General features: G+C 66.1%; 14 protein-coding genes. 6 read left to right on the top strand and 8 right to left on the bottom strand.

All coding sequences use genetic code 11. From position 1 onward, the window contains the following. Window positions 1-15 precede the first annotated feature (15 nt). From fadD11 to A7G45_RS17205, 3 genes are all read right to left on the bottom strand, one after another. Complete coding sequence (fadD11, locus tag A7G45_RS17195; protein WP_260938828.1) at window positions 16-1,839, bottom strand: fatty acid--CoA ligase FadD11; 1,824 nt, start codon at window positions 1,837-1,839, stop codon at window positions 16-18. 65 nt (window positions 1,840-1,904) lie between these two features. After that, a complete protein-coding gene (dnaE, locus tag A7G45_RS17200) occupies window positions 1,905-5,438 on the bottom strand; it encodes a DNA polymerase III subunit alpha (RefSeq protein ID WP_260938829.1) in 3,534 nt (1,177 codons plus the stop codon). A gap of 67 nt (window positions 5,439-5,505) precedes the next feature. Continuing rightward, window positions 5,506-6,204 (bottom strand): TetR/AcrR family transcriptional regulator, encoded by a 699-nt coding sequence (locus A7G45_RS17205; protein WP_260938831.1) that lies wholly within the window; start codon window positions 6,202-6,204, stop codon window positions 5,506-5,508. A gap of 367 nt (window positions 6,205-6,571) precedes the next feature. Here A7G45_RS17205 and A7G45_RS17210 point away from each other — a divergent pair, with 367 nt between their 5' ends. From A7G45_RS17210 to A7G45_RS17220, 3 genes are read left to right on the top strand one after another with little or no spacing between them, the layout of a single operon-like run. Continuing rightward, window positions 6,572-7,504, top strand: coding sequence for an efflux ABC transporter ATPase subunit, DrrA-related (locus A7G45_RS17210; protein WP_260938833.1), 933 nt, complete (start codon window positions 6,572-6,574; stop codon window positions 7,502-7,504). Beyond that, window positions 7,501-8,238: an ABC transporter permease gene (locus A7G45_RS17215; protein ID WP_260938835.1), complete on the top strand. Its 738-nt coding sequence runs from the start codon at window positions 7,501-7,503 to the stop codon at window positions 8,236-8,238. The genes A7G45_RS17210 and A7G45_RS17215 overlap by 4 nt, the downstream gene beginning before the upstream one ends. Further along, window positions 8,235-9,029: an ABC transporter permease gene (locus A7G45_RS17220; protein ID WP_260938837.1), complete on the top strand. Its 795-nt coding sequence runs from the start codon at window positions 8,235-8,237 to the stop codon at window positions 9,027-9,029. Before A7G45_RS17215 ends, A7G45_RS17220 begins: the two co-directional genes overlap by 4 nt. 35 nt (window positions 9,030-9,064) lie before the next feature. Here the strand turns inward: A7G45_RS17220 and A7G45_RS17225 are convergent, their stop codons facing one another. Next, window positions 9,065-9,997, bottom strand: a complete 933-nt coding sequence (locus tag A7G45_RS17225) for a glycosyltransferase family 2 protein (RefSeq protein WP_260938838.1) — start codon at window positions 9,995-9,997, stop codon at window positions 9,065-9,067. Window positions 9,998-10,047: 50 nt separating this feature from the next. Continuing rightward, the gene (locus A7G45_RS17230) at window positions 10,048-11,364 is read right to left on the bottom strand and encodes a UDP-glucose dehydrogenase family protein (RefSeq protein ID WP_043986932.1); all 1,317 of its coding nucleotides are present in this window, start codon (window positions 11,362-11,364) and stop codon (window positions 10,048-10,050) included. 947 nt (window positions 11,365-12,311) lie between these two features. On the opposite strand from A7G45_RS17230, the gene A7G45_RS17235 reads away from it, so the two are divergent. The 3 genes from A7G45_RS17235 to A7G45_RS17245 all read left to right on the top strand — a co-directional run bounded on the left by A7G45_RS17235 (window position 12,312) and on the right by A7G45_RS17245 (window position 15,351). Continuing rightward, a complete protein-coding gene (locus tag A7G45_RS17235) occupies window positions 12,312-13,097 on the top strand; it encodes a glycosyltransferase (protein WP_260938841.1) in 786 nt (261 codons plus the stop codon). A gap of 42 nt (window positions 13,098-13,139) precedes the next feature. After that, entirely contained in the window at window positions 13,140-13,910 is a 771-nt protein-coding gene (locus A7G45_RS17240) for an FkbM family methyltransferase (protein WP_260938843.1), read from the top strand. 241 nt (window positions 13,911-14,151) lie between these two features. Then, a complete protein-coding gene (locus tag A7G45_RS17245) occupies window positions 14,152-15,351 on the top strand; it encodes a polysaccharide pyruvyl transferase family protein (protein WP_260938845.1) in 1,200 nt (399 codons plus the stop codon). Between the two features lie 6 nt (window positions 15,352-15,357). On the opposite strand, the gene rarD is transcribed toward A7G45_RS17245, so the two are convergent. The 3 genes from rarD to lspA are packed head-to-tail and all read right to left on the bottom strand — an operon-like array spanning window position 15,358 to window position 17,791. Continuing rightward, complete coding sequence (rarD, locus tag A7G45_RS17250; protein ID WP_260938847.1) at window positions 15,358-16,287, bottom strand: EamA family transporter RarD; 930 nt, start codon at window positions 16,285-16,287, stop codon at window positions 15,358-15,360. After that, complete coding sequence (locus tag A7G45_RS17255; RefSeq protein WP_133763193.1) at window positions 16,284-17,207, bottom strand: RluA family pseudouridine synthase; 924 nt, start codon at window positions 17,205-17,207, stop codon at window positions 16,284-16,286. Before A7G45_RS17255 ends, rarD begins: the two co-directional genes overlap by 4 nt. Next, complete coding sequence (lspA, locus tag A7G45_RS17260; protein ID WP_260939759.1) at window positions 17,204-17,791, bottom strand: signal peptidase II; 588 nt, start codon at window positions 17,789-17,791, stop codon at window positions 17,204-17,206. The genes A7G45_RS17255 and lspA overlap by 4 nt, the downstream gene beginning before the upstream one ends. Between the last annotated feature and the right edge of the window lie 112 nt (window positions 17,792-17,903).

The following is a 17,903-nucleotide window of genomic DNA, read 5'->3' on the forward strand; positions in this document are numbered from 1 at the left end:
TCCGGGGCCGCGCGGTCAGTTCGCCGCGGCGACGATCGTTGTCGGCTCGTGGACGACGGGGCCGGGTTCCGGCGCGTACAGGGCGTCGATCTGCGGGGCGTACTTCTCGGCGATGGGGCGCCGTTTGAGCTTCATGGTCAGAGTGATCTCGTCTCCCCCGGGCTCCCAGAAGGCCGGTAACACGGAGAACCGCTTGATCTGCTCGACCCGCGACAACTCCGTATTGCCTTGGGCCACACCGGCGGCGATCTGCGCGATCAGTTCGGGATCGGCTGCCAGCGCTTCGGGCGACGCGTCGGCAAGCCCACGGTGAGCGGCATACGGACCCGCAGACTCGGCATCGAGCACGATCAGCGCCGTGTTGTACGGGCGGGCATCGCCGATGGCCATGACGACGCCGATCAGTGGGCAGGCAGCCTTGATGGCTTTCTCGATGTTGGCCGGCGACATGTTCTTGCCGGCCGCGTTGATGATCAGTTCCTTCTTCCGGTCGACGATGGTCAGATACCCCTCGCCGTCCAGATGGCCGACGTCGCCCGTGTGCAGCCAGCCGTCGGCGTCGATGGCCTCGGCAGTCTTCGCCGGTTCCTTGCGGTAGCCCTTCATCACGATGGGCCCGCGGACCAGGAGCTCGCCATCGTCGGCGATCGTGCATTCGAGTCCGGACAGGGGTTTGCCCACGGCGCCGAGCTTGGCATCACGCGGATGGCTCACCGTCGCAACGCAACTCAGCTCCGACATGCCCCACAGTTCGGTCACTGGGACGCCGATGCCAACGAAGAAGCCGAGGGTCTGCGTGGGGATCGGGGCCGCGCCCGAAACAGCCCACCGGACCTGATCCAGGCCCAGACGTTCGCGAAGCTTCGACAGCACCAGCTCGTCGGCCGTGGCCCACTCCGCGGCGACGTCGTCCGGTACCGGTGCGTGAGCGAGTAGCGCACCGGCCTTCTTGGCGCCGACCGACAGCGCCCACTGCAGCGCCGCCCGCTTCATCTCGTCCTGTTCGCCCTCGACCGCGAATTCGACTGCGGCCTTGAGCTTTTCCCATACCCTCGGCACCGCACCCCAGACCGTCGGCCGAACCTCCGGGAGCGCCGCGGCGATGGCTCGCACATCGGCGACGGTCGTCACCTGGGTGCCGAACACCTCCTGGAAGTACACGCTCATCAAGCGGTCGGCAATGTGCGCGGTCGGCAGGTAGGAGGTGACGCGGTCACCGAACCGAATGCCGAGCACCTCATCGACCGCGAACGACTCGAACAAGATGTTGGTGTGCGTCATCTCCACGCCCTTGGGCTTGCCGGTGGTGCCCGAGGTGTAGATCAGCGTGACGATGTCGTCGGGTTGCACGGTGCGCCAGGTGGCGTCGAAGTCGAAGTCGGCGGGCGCGGCTGCCAGCAGGTCGTCGACGCTCAGGGCTCCGTCGGCTGTGCCGTCGATACAGACGATGTGCTCGATGGGTGCACCACTGGCGCGGATCCGGTCGACGTATTGCGCCTCGCACAGCACGACTTTGGTGCCGGCATTGCCGAAGACATGCGCCAGATCACCTGCCGGCAGGGTGTTGTACACCGAGAACGACGTGGCGCCGACATGTTGCGCACCGACTTCCAGCGGATAGAACGCCACCCGGTTGCTCATCATCAGCGACACGGTGTCGCCGCGGGTCACGCCGAGACCGCTCAGCCCTGCCGCCACGGTGCGCACCTGATCGGAGTACTGCGCCCAGGTCAGGGTCGGCCCGCCGCCTGCGGTCCGCAACGCGACCGCATCGGGATCGACCGCCGCGCTCAGTTGAAAGGCTTCACACAAAGTGGTCGGACGCTGCGCTGCGGACATGCGGGGCCCTCCTCGTTCGGCCCCATGATCGAAGCACAGACGAGCCCGCGTCGCGGTGCTTCCAGCTAACCGCCGAGGCAGCCCGGACCCAGCAGCGCCTTCAAGTCGCCCATCAGCGCCGAAGATGGTGTGACCCGCAGAGTCTGGTCCAGTTCCAGCGTGGTGATGCGGTCCCCGCTGATCAGCCGAAGGTGCACCTGCGACGTGCCCGGATGGTGTGCCAGCACCTGCTTGAGCGCGCTGACCTTCTCCGGGGTGCACTGCCGGGTCGGCAGGCTGACCGCGAGCGGGCGGTCCGCTTGCGCATTCGAAAAGTCCGGCACCACAAGGTCACTGGCGAAGATCGATACCCGCTCGTCTTCGACCCGGGCCTTGCCGCTCACCAGCACGATGGCGTCGTCCATGATGTCGGCACCGAACACTGCGTAGGTCTTCGGGAAGAAGTTCACCGTTACCGAACCGTTGAGGTCTTCCAATTGCGCTGAGGCCCAGGGCAATCCCTGCTTGTTGACCCGTCGTACCACGCCCGCCAAAATGCCGCCGATGCGAACCTGGGTGTCGTTGGCGACAGTGCCCTCGAGGATGGCCGTTATCTGGGTGTCCACCTGCGCGTTGAGCAGGTGCGCGACACCGTTGAGCGGATGGCCGGAAACGTACAGGCCCAGCATCTCTCGCTCCAGGGCGAGCTTGTGCTTGTCGTCCCACTCGTCCTCGGGCACCTTGATGGTGAACGCCGCATCGCCGGCGTCACCGGCATCACCGCCGCCGAACAGATCGAACTGGCCCATGGCTTCGGCCTTCTTGGTGCCAAGCACCGAGTCGACTGCGTCGGCATGGACCAGGAACAAGCCCTTGCGGGCATGGTCGAGCGAGTCGAAAGCGCCTGCCTTGACCAGAGATTCGGTGACGCGCTTGTTGCAGGCCGTGATGTCGATCTTGCTGAGGTAGTCGGAGAAATCGGTGTACTTCCCCTTGTCGGTGCGGCCCGCGATGATGGACTGCACCACATTGGCGCCGACGTTGCGCACACCGCCCAGCCCGTAGCGGATGTCCTTACCGACCGAGGCGAAGTTGTGCACCGACTCGTTGACATCCGGCGGCAGCACCGTGATTCCCAGGCGGCGGCAATCCGCCAGGTACACGGCGGCCTTGTCCTTGTCGTCGCCGACCGAGGTCAGTAGACCTGCCATGTACTCGGCCGGAAAGTTGGCCTTGAGATAGGCGGTCCAGAACGACACCAGGCCGTACCCGGCAGCGTGCGACTTGTTGAACGCGTAGCCGGCGAACGGCAGCACCGTGTCCCACAATGCGGTGATCGCCGCCTGCGAAAAGCCGTTCTGCTTCATGCCGTCGGCGAATCCGCCGTAGGCCTCGTCGAGGATTTCCTTCTTTTTCTTACCCATCGCGCGACGCAGCAGGTCTGCTTGGCCGAGCGAGTAGCCCGCGACCTTCTGCGCGATGTGCATGATCTGTTCTTGGTAAACGATCAAACCGTAAGTCTCAGAAAGAATGTCGCGTAGCGGCTCTTCGAGCTCCGGGTGGATGGGCTTGATCTCCTGGAGCCCGTTCTTTCGCTTCGCGTAGTCGGTGTGCGCATCCACACCCATCGGGCCTGGCCGGTACAGCGCCAGGACCGCCACGATGTCCTCAAAGCCGGTCGGCCGCATCAGCTTCAGCAGGTCGCGCATCGCGGACCCGTCGAGCTGGAACACCCCGAGGGTGTCGCCGCGCGCCAGCAGCTCGTAGGTTTTCGGGTCCTCCAGACCCAGGTGATCGAGATCGAGATCGATGCCGCGGTTGGCCTTGATGTTCTCCAGGGCGTCACCGATGACGGTGAGGTTGCGCAGACCCAGGAAGTCCATCTTCAGCAGGCCGATGGCCTCACACGACGGGTAGTCCCAGCCGGTGATGATGGCGCCGTCCTGGGCCCGCTTCCACATCGGGATGGCGTCGATGAGCGGCTCGGAACTCATGATCACCGCGCAGGCGTGCACGCCGGCGTTGCGAACCAGGCCCTCCAGACCGCGAGCGGTCTCGTAGATGGTCCGCACGTCGGGATCGGTGTCGATCAGTGCGCGGACCTCGGCGGCTTCCTTGTACCGCTCATGGGTGGGATCGGTGATCCCGGACACCGAGATGTCCTTGGCCATGATCGGCGGCGGCAGCGCCTTGGTGATGCGGTCGGCGATCGCGAAGCCCGGTTGCCCGTAGTGGACACGCGCCGAATCCTTCAGTGCTGCTTTGGTTTTGATGGTACCGAAGGTGATCACCTGGGCGACGCGGTCACTGCCCCACTTCTCACTGGCGTAGCGCACCATCTCACCGCGGCGGCGGTCGTCGAAGTCGATATCGATATCGGGCATCGACACGCGCTCGGGATTGAGGAACCGCTCGAACAGCAGACCGTGCGGGATGGGGTCGATGTTGGTGATGCCCATCGCCCACGCGACCAGCGAACCTGCCGCCGAGCCTCGGCCCGGGCCGACCCAGATACCGACTTCGCGCGCGTGGCTGATGAGGTCACCGACGACGAGAAAGTACGCCGGGAAGCCCATCTGCACGATGACATTGATCTCGTAATCAGCCCGGTCGAGGTAGTCCTGCGGCGGGCCGGTCGGGAAGCGCCGGTCCAGGCCACGCAGCACCTCTTTACGCAGCCAACTGGCCTGCGTCTCACCCTCGGGTACGGGGAAGATCGGCATCCGGTCGTGGAACTTCCAGACGTCGGCGTAGGACTGGACGCGCTCGGCGATCAGCAGCGTCGAGTCGCAGGCACCGGGTACCTGGTGGTCCCACATGGCCCGCATGTCCGCGGCCGACTTGAGGTAGTAGCCGTCACCGTCGAACTTGAACCGAGTGGGGTCCGAGAGCGTCTTGCCGGTCTGGATACACAGCAGCGCCTCGTGGTTGTGCGAGGCCTCGCGCGTGACGTAGTGGCAGTCGTTGGTCGCCAGCGGCGGAATGCCCAGCTTCTTGCCGACATCCAGCAGGCCCTCGCGAACCCGGCGCTCGATCTCGATGCCGTGATCCATCAGCTCGAGGAAGAAATTCTCCTTGCCGAAGATGTCCTGCCACTTCGCGGCGGCCTCGAGCGCTTCCTGCTCGTGGCCGAGCCGCAGCCGCGTCTGCACCTCACCCGACGGGCAGCCGGTGGTGGCGATGATGCCCGCGGAATTCTCGGCGATGATCTCCGCGTCCATGCGGGACCACTTACCGAGCTGTCCCTCGAACGAAGCCAGCGACGACAGCTTGAACAGATTGCGCAGGCCGGTCGCGTTCTCGGCGACCATCGTCATGTGGGTGTACGAACCACTACCCGAGACGTCGTCACCCTTCTGACTCGGATCGCCCCAGGTGACGCGCTTCGTGTTGAAGCGGGACGCGGGCGCGATGTACGCCTCGATGCCGATGATCGGCTTGATGCCCTCTTTGGTCGCGATGTTGTAGAACTCGCTGGCGCCGAACATGTTTCCGTGGTCGGTCATGCCGATGGCGGGCATGCCCAACCGCAGAGCCTCGGCGATCATGGGCTTGACCTTCGCCGCACCGTCCAGCATCGAGTACTCGGTGTGATTGTGGAGGTGCACGAACTGGCTCATAGGGCTGCCAGTCTAAAACGGGCCACCGACACGGTTCGGCGTGTCGGGTGCTGTGTCGTCAGGACGACTACGACAAGGCGGCGACGCCCGCGGGGACACGCTCTTCGGCCACGCACACTTCAGTTGCCACCGGAGCCACCAGCAACCCCTTGTGCAACACCAGTTGCAGTTGCTTAGTTACCGCCTCCACGCGGTCCCGGTCGGCCACCAGCCCGGCGTAGAACCCGAGTCCCCACACCATCGTGTACAGCAGATCGGCAACAGGAGCCACAGCTGTCTCGGCGGGCAACTCCCCGCGCGCCACGGCGTCGCGCACGGCCTGATCCATGAATTTGCGGACGGCCGCCTTCGCATCCCGCCTCGGGGCCGGCAGTCGGTCGGCCTCGAGGTAGGAGCTGACGAGCAGCGCGACGCTCTCCGGTTCATGGACGCCGGCATTGCGGAATTCGGTGATCAGCACTGAAATCTGCGACGGCAGCGTGGATTCCGCGCCCGCGCGGGTAATACAGAGATCGATCGTCGTGGCGATCTCATTCAGCAGGCAGTGGTAGATGTCCTCGCGCGTCTGGAAATGGTAATGCAGCGTCGGACGGCTCAACTCGGCGATCTCGGCAATGGCCTGGATGGTGGTGGCGTGGTAGCCACGGACGGCAATCACCTCGCGCGCGGCACCCAAGATCCGGGCCCGGGTCTGAGCAGAATCAGTGCCCGCCGGGCGACCCCTCCGGCGAGTTGCCTTCACTGGGAGAACCTCGAGTTGCACCATGCCACGTCCTCGCACAGGGAAGGGATATTTTCGAATTCAGCAAACTCTAAGACATAGCTGATGCCTGGTCAACCGCTACCCCATCAACGCCCAGCCAACTTGCCGTCCGAGACCGTCCGGATCCGTCGATTCTGTCCGGTGACCGGCACAGACGGCGGTGCGTTCGCCGCCCGATCAGCGCTGTCTTCCGCCACGCCGCCGAGCGCCGCAATTCATTTGCCCGGAAATTTGTCGCCAACGTAGAGATCCGGCAACCGATCGCGGTCTCGAGGCGCCGGGCAAACAGCCGCGCACAGTGACGATGTCCACGTCGCGGCGAGCGCTGTGCGAATTGAATGCGCTGTGGCTCTCTGTATCGTATGACTCCGTGATCGAGCTCATTAACGTCGCCAAGACTTTTGGCGGGTCCGTTCCCGCACTCCGCGACGTGAGCTTTTCCGTCCCCACCGGCTCTGTGTGTGCGTTGCTGGGACACAACGGCGCCGGTAAGACGACGACGGTCAAGATCCTGTCCACATTGCTCAAGCCGAGCTCGGGCCAGGCGATCGTGGCCGGCTACGACGTGGCCAAGGAGCCCGGGAAGGTTCGTCAGGCAATCGGCGTCACCGGGCAGGACGCCGCGCTCGATCTGCGGCTGACCGGACGCGAGAACCTCGTCCTGTTCGGCCGCCTGCGGGGCCTGCGGCGCGGCGAAGCCCGCAGCCGGGCCGACGAACTGATCACCCAATTCGATATGGGCCACGCCGCGGACCGCCAGGTCAGCGGATATTCCGGCGGCATGCGCCGGCGTATCGACATCGCGGTGTCCCTGGTCGTCCCGCCGAAGGTGCTGTTCCTCGACGAGCCCACCACCGGCCTCGACCCGCGCAGCCGCCGCGACGTCTGGAATCTGGTGTCGTCCATGAAAGCCCAGGGCATCACCGTGCTGCTGACAACGCAGTACCTGGAAGAAGCCGACATCCTCAGCGATTCGATCGTCATCCTCAACGCCGGTCAGATCGTCGCCCGCGGCACCGCCGACGAGCTCAAGCGCCAGACCGGCTCCAGCTACTGCGAGATGACCCCGCTCAACCCGGACGACCTGCCGCGCATCGCGACGGCCCTGGCCGACTTCGATGAGGTGGAGGTCGACACCGACGCCACGACGGTGGCGGTACCGGCCCCGAACGGCGTCGCGACCCTGACCGAGGTCTTCCGGCGGATGGATGAGATCGGCGTCGACCTCATCGACATCTCGCTGCGCCGACCCTCGCTCGACGAGGTGTTCCTGCACCTCACCACCCCGGTCAAGTCCAAGTGACGGCGTTCGGACTCCTGACGGGCCGCCTCCTCCGCAAGGGCTGGCTGGACCTTGTCTTCGCCGTACTGGTGCCGGTTTCCACGCTGATCGGCCTCACGTTCATGCTCGGCGGTGTCATCGCCACCGGCGACATGAGCTATGTGCAGTACATCCTGCCGGCGGTGGTCGTGCAGGCGATGTTGTTCGGTGCGTTGACCACCACCGATCGGGCCGCCGGAGAAAGGGCCAGCGGCCTGGGCTCCCGGATGCGCACCTTGCCCATCTCCCCCTATGCGCCGCTGATGGCGCGGATGGCCTACTGCCTGATCCGCGGCCTGTTGGCGTTGGTCGCATCGGTGCTGGCCGCGTATCTGCTGGGCTTCCGGGTGACCACCGGAATCGGTTACGCGGCAGCCTTCATCGTGCTGGCGCTGACCCTGACCCTGGCCGTGTCGTTCGGTGCCGACGCCACCGGATCGAAGGCCGGACGCGCCGAGGTGGCCAGCCAGCTGCTGCTGATCCCCCAGCTGTTCCTCGTGATGCTGTCGACCGGCCTGGCGCCCGTCGAGGCATTTCCTTCGTGGCTGCATTCTTTCGTGCGCTACCAACCGGTTTCGCAGATCACCGACGCACTGCGCGGATTCACCAGCGGTCACATCGATACCGGCAACCTCGGCGCCAGCCTGGCGTGGACGGTCGGGCTGCTGCTCGTGTTCGGCGCCTTTGCCGTTCGACTTCAGGAGCGATCATCGTGAATCGGAGTTCGCAGCACCAACATTCACTGCTCACCGAGAGCTGGATCTTCGCCGGCCGGCTGTTCATCCAGTGGCGTCGGTACCCGATGGTGCCGGTGCAGGCCTTGGTGTTTCCGACCCTGCTGCTCCTCATCTACGGCATCCTGGTCGGCAAGTCCATGGTGCGCCTCACCGGCAACAGCGGCCTGGACATCCTGATCCCGGTCTGCACGCTGGCCGGCGCCATGTCGGGCGCCATCGGGGCCGGTCTGGCCGTGCCGCACGACCGCGACAGCGGCCTGCTCACCCGGCTGTGGATCATGCCCGTTCGACGGACCTCTCCCCTGACCGGCGCCCTGCTGGCCGAGGCGCTGCGCACCTTTGCGGCATCGGCGTTCGTCGTGGCGACCGGCTACCTGATGGGATTTCGTTTCTCGGGCAACTGGATCGCGTTCCTGGTCTACCTGTTGGTCCCGGTGGTCATCGTGCTCGTCTTCGCGACCATCGTGATCACCCTGGCCCTGCGACCGCAGGGCCGCATGATCCTCACCTGGACGAACACCGCCTGCATGGGCTTGGCGTTCGCCACCTTGATCCCGCCGGCGCGGATTCCGGCCGCACTGCGTCCCCTTGCCGACTACCAGCCGATCGCACCCGCGGCGGCGGCCATGCGGGCGCTGTCCTCCGGTGGCGCGTTCTGGCAGCCCCTGGCCGTGGCGTCGTTGTGGATGGTGGTGATCGCGGCGGTCGTCGTCCCGATGGCCGTGCGCTCGTACCGCGTCGCCGTCGAAGGCGGCAAAGTCGACGGCTGAGCCCGTCGGGTCAGCCGGCGCGGGCCGGCGTTCGCCTAGGCGGAGCCGGTGTCCCGAGCCACGTCGAAATGCACCGGCATCTCGAACTCCTTGCGCTTGAACTGCGCGGCGAAATAGCCGTATTGGAAAGCGATTCCGAGGATCGCGGTAGCCGCCAGCTCCGACGGCGGGCGCCGCAGCTCGGCCCGCATCGTCGTCCAGGCCACCGCCGGTGAGACCCGCGCCGGGGCGTGGGTGCCCTTGCTGACGGAGTCGTTGCGGTGCGCCCAGCGGATGTACGCGTTGCTGTTGCCGTAACGCTTCCACTGGCTGGCCAGATCGCGGATCGCCGTCCGTGGCTCCCACTCCATCAGCACCCGGGTGTCGGTGGCGATGGTGCCGAGCGACTGGTCCTGGATCCGCCAGCAGATGTCGAGGTCACCGCCGCCACGCATCGCCCGGAACCCGTCCACCTTCTCGAAGGCGATCCGGTCGATGCCGAGGTTGCAGGTCGGGTAGTAGTCGGGCCGCGCCGGCACCATCCCGACGACCGCCTTCATCGCCCCGCCCCCGCGGGGCAACATGAACGGCTGCATCTTCGCCGCCATCCGGGCAGCCACGGTCGGCCCCGACAAGGTACGAACGTTGGTGCAGGACAACGCAACTCCCGGTTGCCCCTGGAGGGCCCGATGCGCGTCGAGGAGACCCGGCAGGGGCCGGCAGCGCCCGTCGATGAAAAGCAGGATGTCGGCGTCCGACCGGCTCGCGGCAACCTGCCGCGCGTAGTAGGGACCGCGGCTGTTCGTCAGCGTCACCACGTTGGCGCCCAGCGAACGCGCGACCGCTGCCGTGTCGTCGGCCGAAGCGTCGTCGACGACCGTGACGCGGTCTCCCTCGGACAATTGATCGAGCAACGGCCGAAGCAGGCTCGGAAGGTGATCAGCCATGTCGCGGACCGGAATGATCACGTCGATCGTCTGACCCGCCATGGATCAATCTCCTCTATCGCAAGTTCGTCGAGCAGCGGCGCGGCCGCGGATCAGACGTGCAGTCCGCCACGACCGAGGGAATACACCTGCCACCCGGCGCGCGACCAGTTCTCCCGGTCGATGACGTTGCGGGTGTCCAGCAGGCGCGGCTCCTTCACGACCGAGCGGAACGCCGCGGGATCGATGTTGGTGTATTCGTCCCACTCGGTCGCCAGCACGATCAGATCCGCGTTCCGGCAGGCGTCCTCGGCGGTGTCGAAGTAACCGAGCGTCGGGAACCGGGCCTTGGCGTTGTCGATCGCCTTCGGATCGTGGACGCGGACGTCCGCACCCTTCAAGTGCATCGCGGCGGCCACGTTCAGGGCCGGCGAGTCACGCACGTCGTCACTGTTGGGCTTGAACGCCGCCCCCAGCACGGCGATGCTCTTGCCGAGGAATTCCCCGCCAACGACCGCGCGCGCCACGGAGACGGCCTTCTCGCGCCGGCGCAGGTTGATCTTGTCGACCTCGTGCAGGAACCTGAGCGCGTCCGAGGCCCCCAGCTCACCGGCCCTGGCGCTGAACGCACGGATGTCCTTGGGCAGGCAGCCGCCGCCGAAACCCAGGCCCGCGTTCAGGAATCGCTTACCGATGCGATCGTCGTAACCCAACGCGCGGCTCAGCACCGTCACGTCGGCGTCGACGATCTCGCACACCTCGGCCATGGCGTTGATGAACGAAATCTTGGTCGCGAGAAAAGCATTGGCAGCGACCTTCACCAGTTCCGACGTCGGCAGGTCCGCCGTCAGATACGGCGTGCCGCCATCGAGCAGAGCCCCGTAGACCTCTTGCAGCGCCTTCTCGGCGTACTCGGAGGTGACCCCGAACACCAGACGGTCCGGCTGCAACGTGTCCTCGATCGCCTTGCCCTCACGGAGGAACTCCGGATTCCACGCGACCTCGAGGCCCGACGACGTCTTCGCGACCTCTGCGGCCAGGCGCTGGGCCGTACCGACCGGAACGGTGGACTTGCCGACGATCAGCCCGTCGCAGTCAGCGTTGGCCACCACCGCGCGGAAGGCACTGTTGACGTACTCGATGTTCGCGGCGTCGGAACCGGCCAACTGCGGCGTTCCGACACAGACGAAGTGCACCGCGGCGCCGGACACCGCTTCCTGCGCGGAATCGGTGAAGCGCAGCCGCCCGGTGGCGAGCACCGTGGCGAGCAGCTCATCGAACCCCGGCTCGTAGAACGGCGAGGTACCGGCCGACAACGCGGCGATCTTCGACGCATCGGTGTCGTACGCAACGACCTCATGCCCGATATGTGCCATGCAAGCGGCGTGAACGGCGCCCAGATAACCCGTTCCAATCACGCTCAATCTCATACAGCCGAACTCCCCGTCGTAGCAGCAATTTTCCGACCACTGAGGGGTCGCCGGTCAATCATTCTGAGCGCGCTCCACGCACGGTCGGGACGCACGGACCCGGGAATATTCGAGAGCAGCAGCCGTCGTAGCTAAGTACACCACACCATCCCGCCGGGGCCTCGTCGAGTCGCCGCGAACTGCCGTTCGGCCACCTGGGCGACGCCAACCCTGACCGCGAGCGCTGCGGCGCCGGCCTGGGACCGGGATTTGGGCATGGGCGCTCAGGTTTGCTCGATCAACACCGGCCTGCCCGAATCAGCCCGTCGCGTCGTTGCCGTGGCCTTGCGGCAGGTGCGATGTCGCCGATTGACGACCGAAAAATCATGGTGGGCGCCGATGCAGGATTGCCGATCGACCCGCGGGCCGACCGTCCAGCCGTTGTCCGTTATTTGCCAGAGATATGCGGGCAACGCAATTGCTGTGCGCGTCAGAATTGTATTCAGCGGTCGAACTCCGACAATTTCCGGTCAGCCCGAAGTCGCTGCTCAGAGACCGTTCGCATTGGTAACCAAAAAGAAATATCCGCGCCCGGCCGTAATTCACAGATATATGGCAGATTTGCCGCATCGAACTGTAGAGTCCGCTGCATGGCTCGCCCGCTTACTCGGCCTGCACCGCATGCTCTCGATACCTCTGCCGCCAAGGACACAAAGCCGATTCGAGTGGCGGTGTGGCCACACTGGTTGGACAACCCGTATCTGCCCAACATGATCAATGGGTTGCGCACCGAAGGCCTGGAAGTTTCTGCGCCCCATATTCTGAGCATCGAATCCGCTCGCCTACATGCCGGCGATTGGTTGCATCTGCATTGGTCCACAGAAGCGCACACCAGCCATGTGCGTTGGATATACGAAGCGCGCGCCGCGGCATTCAACCGGCAATTGCAAATACTGAAACGGCGCGGCGTGCGCATTGCCTGGACCGCGCACAATCTCGTGCCACACGACGATCCACACCCCGAACTGGGCCGCAGTATCCGCAAGGACCTGCTCGCGCTCGTCGACCATGTGTTCATCCATTTCCCCAGCGCCCAGGAGACGCTCGCGGCGGAATTCGGATACACCGGGCCATGCACCGTGGTTCGGCACCCGCACTACATCGACTCACACCCGGCGCCGCCGTCGCAGCTGGCAGCCCGCACCAAGCTCGGCCTGCCCATCGACGGCTTCGTCGCCCTGTCATTCGGATTGCTGCGCCCCTACAAGGGAATCGGCGACATCATCCGCGCCTTCCAGAAGGTCGCCAGAGACCAGGACCGCCTGATCCTGGCCGGCAACCCGCAGGGTGACGTGTCCGCGGACCTCGAGCTCGCCCGGGAAGACCCGCGAATCCTGGTGTGCGCAAAGCGGATTTCGAAGGATGACGTCCCGTTGTACTTCGCCGCGGCGGACGGCGCCGTCATCGCGCATCGCGGCTTCTTCACGTCCGGCAGCGCCCTGCTGGCACTCAGCATGGGCTGCCCCGTCATCGGACCCGAGGTCAACCACCTCGTCGATCTCGCCGGCGGACAGCGGCTCTACCCGGTCGAACTCGGCGTCGACGGACTGGCGGTGGGCCTCGCCGAGGCGCGCGCGCAGGCCGGCACCGTCGACCGCGAATCGATGCGCTCGTGGGCCGGTAGTTACAGCAGCTGGAGCGAGGCTGCCGCGCGCACCGCGGCGGTGTTCCGCGACGGTGCCGACAGCCACTGAAACACGTTACAAATTCGTCGGAGAATGCGGCAAATAGCAAACATGATCTCAGCACATGCCATCCGCGCCCGCCAGCTCGTCAAATGGGAGCTGCGCAAAGGCGAACCCGAACTCAGACTTCTTGCCCTACTCAAGGATTCAAGTCGGGACTTTCTCGACGTGGGCGCCAATGTGGGCGTCTATTCGTACTGCGCGCTCAATCAGTTCCGCAAAGTTGTCGCCGTCGAGGCACATCCGGGTATGGCGGCCGGCCTGCGCCGGATCATCAAGCCGGATAATCGGGTTCTGCCGGTGGCATTGTCCGACCGAATTGGTGAAACCACCTTTCACATTCCGACTCGCGGCGGTCGCGATGTCCTCACTCGCAGTTCACTGCAGCAAGATGCAAATCCGGGCTTCAGTCTGCGCACTATCAACGTGCCGATCACGACAATTGACGAACTCGATCTGAGCCGACTCGGCGTGATAAAGATCGACGTGGAAGGCCACGAATCGGCAGTTCTTCGCGGCGGTATTCAAACCCTGGAGACATCGAAGCCGACGTGCATCGTGGAATGCGAGGAGCGGCATAACGCCGGGGGTGTCGCACAGACCTTCGCCTTTTTCGAATCGGTGGGATATCAGGGCTATTTTCTGCACCGGGGCGCGCTCCGGCATGCGGCCGAATTCGATCTCGCAGCGCTTCAGCGGCCCGAGGCCGCGAAGTCGGTGGGCGGCAAACGCTCGCCCGACTACGTGAACAACTTCATCTTTGTTCACCCTGACAACGCGGCACAGCTGGCGAGCATTCGTCAGGCCTTCCCCGGCCGGTGAACGCCGGCCAGCACCCCCGAGGCACCGGGTAGCTCACCGCGGGCCTGGCAGCACCCCCAGCGACGACCAAAATCGACGAATTCGTCAATTGCGTCGGCGTCGCCGCCGCGCACCCGCGCGCGACCAGCTAACACCAAATGGGCGTCCCGTCTCGGCGCGCAAGCTGGTAGCTACCTGTTAGGGTCCTGAACATCCTCACAGGGACCACAATTTCTGACACTCGGGGATGCCGAAGGGGGCAGTGACGTTGGCGCGAGTTTTCCTGTCGACATGGGGCGACAACGGCAACATCGGCGATTCGATCCTCAGGCGCGGCATGCTCCGGACATTTCACGGAATCGACGGTGCCCGACTGCACGTCCATGTCGGCCGGAAGTACATGCCGATCCCCAACGATGACAGGTATCTCACCGCGGTCGGACTGCGCGGAGACGAAGCTGTACACAACACCCCGATCGGCTGGCTCGCCCGCTACGCCGCGAGCGCGATGACCAACCGCACGGTGATGGTCATGCCGGCGGGCGAAATCGTCTACCCCGAACGCACTCGCTTCTACTTTGGCTGGTGGACGGCGCTCTGTGCGCTGCTCCCGCTGGCCCACCGTGGCACGGCGGTGCAGGCCGGTGCCGGCGTGCGGTTGTCGACGGTCGGCAAGGCCGCCAGTCGCGGCACCCGACGGGTCCGCAAATCGGTCGACGTGCCGGCGATGGAGCGCTACGCGCGACGCAAGATGGCTGTCGTCGCCTGGCGCGATCCGGGCACGTCGGACTCCTTCGGCGTTGGCGACGTGGCGCCGGACTGGGCATTCGGCGAAGGCCCCGATCCGCTCACCGAGGGTCTGGGCGCCCCGCCCTGCGAGCGCAAGGTCCTGGCCGTAACCACTCGATGGGACCGAGATGCCCTGAGCGCAAGCAAGATTCGCCTCCTGCGCGAGATTGCCGACGCACGCGGGCTGCGAATTCAGGTGTTCAGCCAGGTCCGGGACGATGACGAGGCCATGGCGAAGCTCGCCCGTGAACTTCATCCCGGCACCGAGGCGCTGCTCTTCGGCAGCCAGTCGCATGCCCAGTGCGAGGACAAGATTCGCGCCCTCCATCGGCAGTCCGCGATCGTCGCCAGCGACCGGCTGCACGCGTTGATCATCGGTGCCACCGAAGGCGCTGTCCCGTTGGCGGTGTCGAACTGGACCATCGAGAAGACCGTCCGCACCCTGAAACCCGGTGGCTTCGCGTTGCCGACCGATGAACCGGCCGCCATCAACGCCTATCTCGACGAGATGCTGTCGGACAGCGCGTCGGTCACCTCGCGCATCGCCGCGGCGCGCGCAGAACTGGACCGACTCCGCAGCAGACTGCGCAGCTTCGTCGACGGCCGCCCGGTACCGCAGCCGAGCGCCGTCGACCAGCCGTCCTGCGACTACCGCCACGCCGCGGCGTCCTAGCGTCGCCTAGGTCGCGACCGGGTCCTTCTCCGGAGGCTCCGGCACCGGCGTACGGGCGCGCCGCACCGCGTCACCGGTGAACACGGCGAGTGCGACCCAGATCAGGACGAAGCCGACCCACCGCCCGGCCGGCATGGGCTCATGGCCGACGACAACGCCCCACGCCATCTGCAGCGCCGGCGTCAGGTACTGCAGCAGACCCATGGTGACCAGCGGGAGCCGTTGCGCCGCACCGGCAAACATCAGTAACGGCAGTGCCGTCACCGGGCCGCACAGCATCAGCAGGAGCGTGTGGCCCGCTCCCAGCGACGGAACCGTCGCCTGCCCGGCGGCGGTGAGGACGACGAGATAGGCCACCGCGAATGGGGCGGCCACCCCGGCCTCGACGCCGACACTGACCCGAGGGTCGGCGCGAACCACCTTCTTGACCGCACCGTACACACCGAACGACACCGCAACGCCGAGGCCGATCGCGGGGACCTCCCCGCCCTGCACCGCGAGCACGATCACCGCGGCCACGGCGATGGCCAGGGCCGCAGCCTGAGCGCGACCCAGCCGCTCACCGAACAGCGCGACGCCCAGCGCCACGCTCACCAGCGGGTTGATGAAGTAGCCGAGTGCCGCGTCGACCACGTGGCCGTTGTTGACCGCGTAGATGTAGATGCCCCAGTTGAGCGAGATCAACGCCGACGCGCACACCAGCAGGCCCCAGGTGCGCCCCGACAGCCTGCGCAGGTCACCCAGGCGGCGGCCGACGGCCAGCACCACGACCATCAGCAGCACGGTCCACACGATGCGGTGGGCCAGCACCTCGAACGCGCCGGCCGGCTTGAGCAGCGGGAAGAACGCGGGAAACAGTCCCCAGGAGCCGTAGGCGCCGAGCCCGAGCAGCAATCCCCGGTTCTGGTTGGAAGTGGCCGTCGCGGTAGTGGTCACTGCCGATGCAACACGTCGAGGGCGTGCTGCAATTCCGGCGGGTACTCGCTCGTGATCTCGAACCACCGGCCGTCGGCCGGGTGCGCGAATCCCAACGACCGCGCATGCAGCCACTGCCGTTCGAGCCCAAGCTTTTTCGCCAACGTCGGATCGGCGCCGTAGGTCAGGTCGCCACAACACGGGTGGTGCAGCGCCGAGAAGTGCACCCGAATCTGATGGGTGCGGCCGGTCTCCAAGTGCACGTCGAGCAGGCTCGCCGCCACGAAGGCCTCGACGGTGTCATAGTGCGTGATGCTGTGCCGGCCACCCTCGGTGACGGCGAACTTCCAGTCATTGCCCCGGCTGCGGCCGATCGGCGCGTCGATGGTGCCACTCGACGGATCCGGGTGACCCTGCACGAGCGCGTGGTAGCGCTTGTCGACCGTGCGGTGCTTGAACGCCCGCTTGAGCGCCGTGTAGGCCCGTTCGGACAGCGCCACCACCATGACGCCGGAGGTACCCACGTCGAGGCGGTGCACGATGCCCTGCCTCTCATGGACACCCGACGTGCTGATCCGGAAGCCCGCGGCGGCCAGCCCGCCGAGGACCGTCGGGCCGGTCCAACCCACCGAGGCGTGCGCCGCGACCCCGGCAGGCTTGTCCACCACGACGATGTCGGCATCGGAGTAGAGAATCCCCATGCCCTCGATGTCCTGCGGCGTGTTCTCCACCGGCGGCGGCGCCTCCGGCAGCCGCACCTCCAGCCAGGAGCCCGCCACCAGCTTGTCCGACTTCGCCGCCGGGGCGCCGTCGATATCGACCCCGCCGTCTTCGGCGATCGTGGCCACCGCGGTCCGCGACAACCCCAGCAGTCGGGCCAGGCCCGCGTCCACCCGCATCCCGGCCAGTCCTTCGGGGACCGGCATCGAACGGCTACTCATCGGCCGGTTTCAGCCTCGTCGATGACCGCGGCCGGTGCCGGCTCCGGCCCCGACGAAGGAGCCGAATCCTCGGGCGGCCGCTTGCCCTCGGTGTCGAAATCGAAGCCGAACATCGACAGACCGACCAGCAGCACGGCCCCGCACACCACCGCGGAATCGGCAACGTTGAACACCGGCCACCAGCCGACGGAGAGGAAATCCACCACGTGCCCACGCAACGGCCCCGGCGACCGGAAGAATCGGTCCATCAGGTTGCCCACCGCGCCGCCGAGGATCATCCCCAGGCCGAGCGCCCACCACAACGAGACCAGGCGCCGGCCCATCCAGATGATGCCGAGCACCACACCGGTGGCGATCAACGTCAGCACCCAGGTGTAGCCGGTGGCCATCGAGAAGGCCGCCCCGGAATTGCGGACCAGCGTCCAGGTGATGGTGTCGCCGATGATTTCGACCGGCTGGCCGGGCATCAGCAGCTTGACCGCAAGCACCTTGGTCACCACATCCAGGCCCAGCACCAGCGCTGCCACCACCAGCAACAGCCGCAGCCGCCGTGCGGTGGGCGGGGTCTGAGGCCGCGCGGTCAGCGCGGACTCGGTCCCCGTCGTCGCCTCCGGCCCGGTGTTATCGGTCGCCTCGGGCTCGGTTCCCGGAGTCGCCTCGGGTTCCGTGGATTCATCAGTCACTCCCCCATCATCC

Source organism: Mycolicibacterium llatzerense (assembly GCF_025331195.1).
GTDB classification, from domain to species: Bacteria; Actinomycetota; Actinomycetes; order Mycobacteriales; family Mycobacteriaceae; genus Mycobacterium; species Mycobacterium llatzerense.

Bases quoted from the DNA above. Each gene is read 5' to 3' on its own strand.
- dnaE (WP_260938829.1), bottom strand. From the start codon at position 5,438: ATGAGCCAGTTCGTGCACCTCCACAATCACACCGAGTACTCGATGCTG.
- A7G45_RS17205 (WP_260938831.1), bottom strand. From the start codon at position 6,204: ATGGTGCAACTCGAGGTTCTCCCAGTGAAGGCAACTCGCCGGAGGGGT.
- A7G45_RS17240 (WP_260938843.1), top strand. From the start codon at position 13,140: ATGATCTCAGCACATGCCATCCGCGCCCGCCAGCTCGTCAAATGGGAG.
- fadD11 (WP_260938828.1), bottom strand. From the start codon at position 1,839: ATGTCCGCAGCGCAGCGTCCGACCACTTTGTGTGAAGCCTTTCAACTG.
- A7G45_RS17225 (WP_260938838.1), bottom strand. From the start codon at position 9,997: ATGGCGGGTCAGACGATCGACGTGATCATTCCGGTCCGCGACATGGCT.
- A7G45_RS17255 (WP_133763193.1), bottom strand. From the start codon at position 17,207: ATGAGTAGCCGTTCGATGCCGGTCCCCGAAGGACTGGCCGGGATGCGG.
- A7G45_RS17230 (WP_043986932.1), bottom strand. From the start codon at position 11,364: ATGAGATTGAGCGTGATTGGAACGGGTTATCTGGGCGCCGTTCACGCC.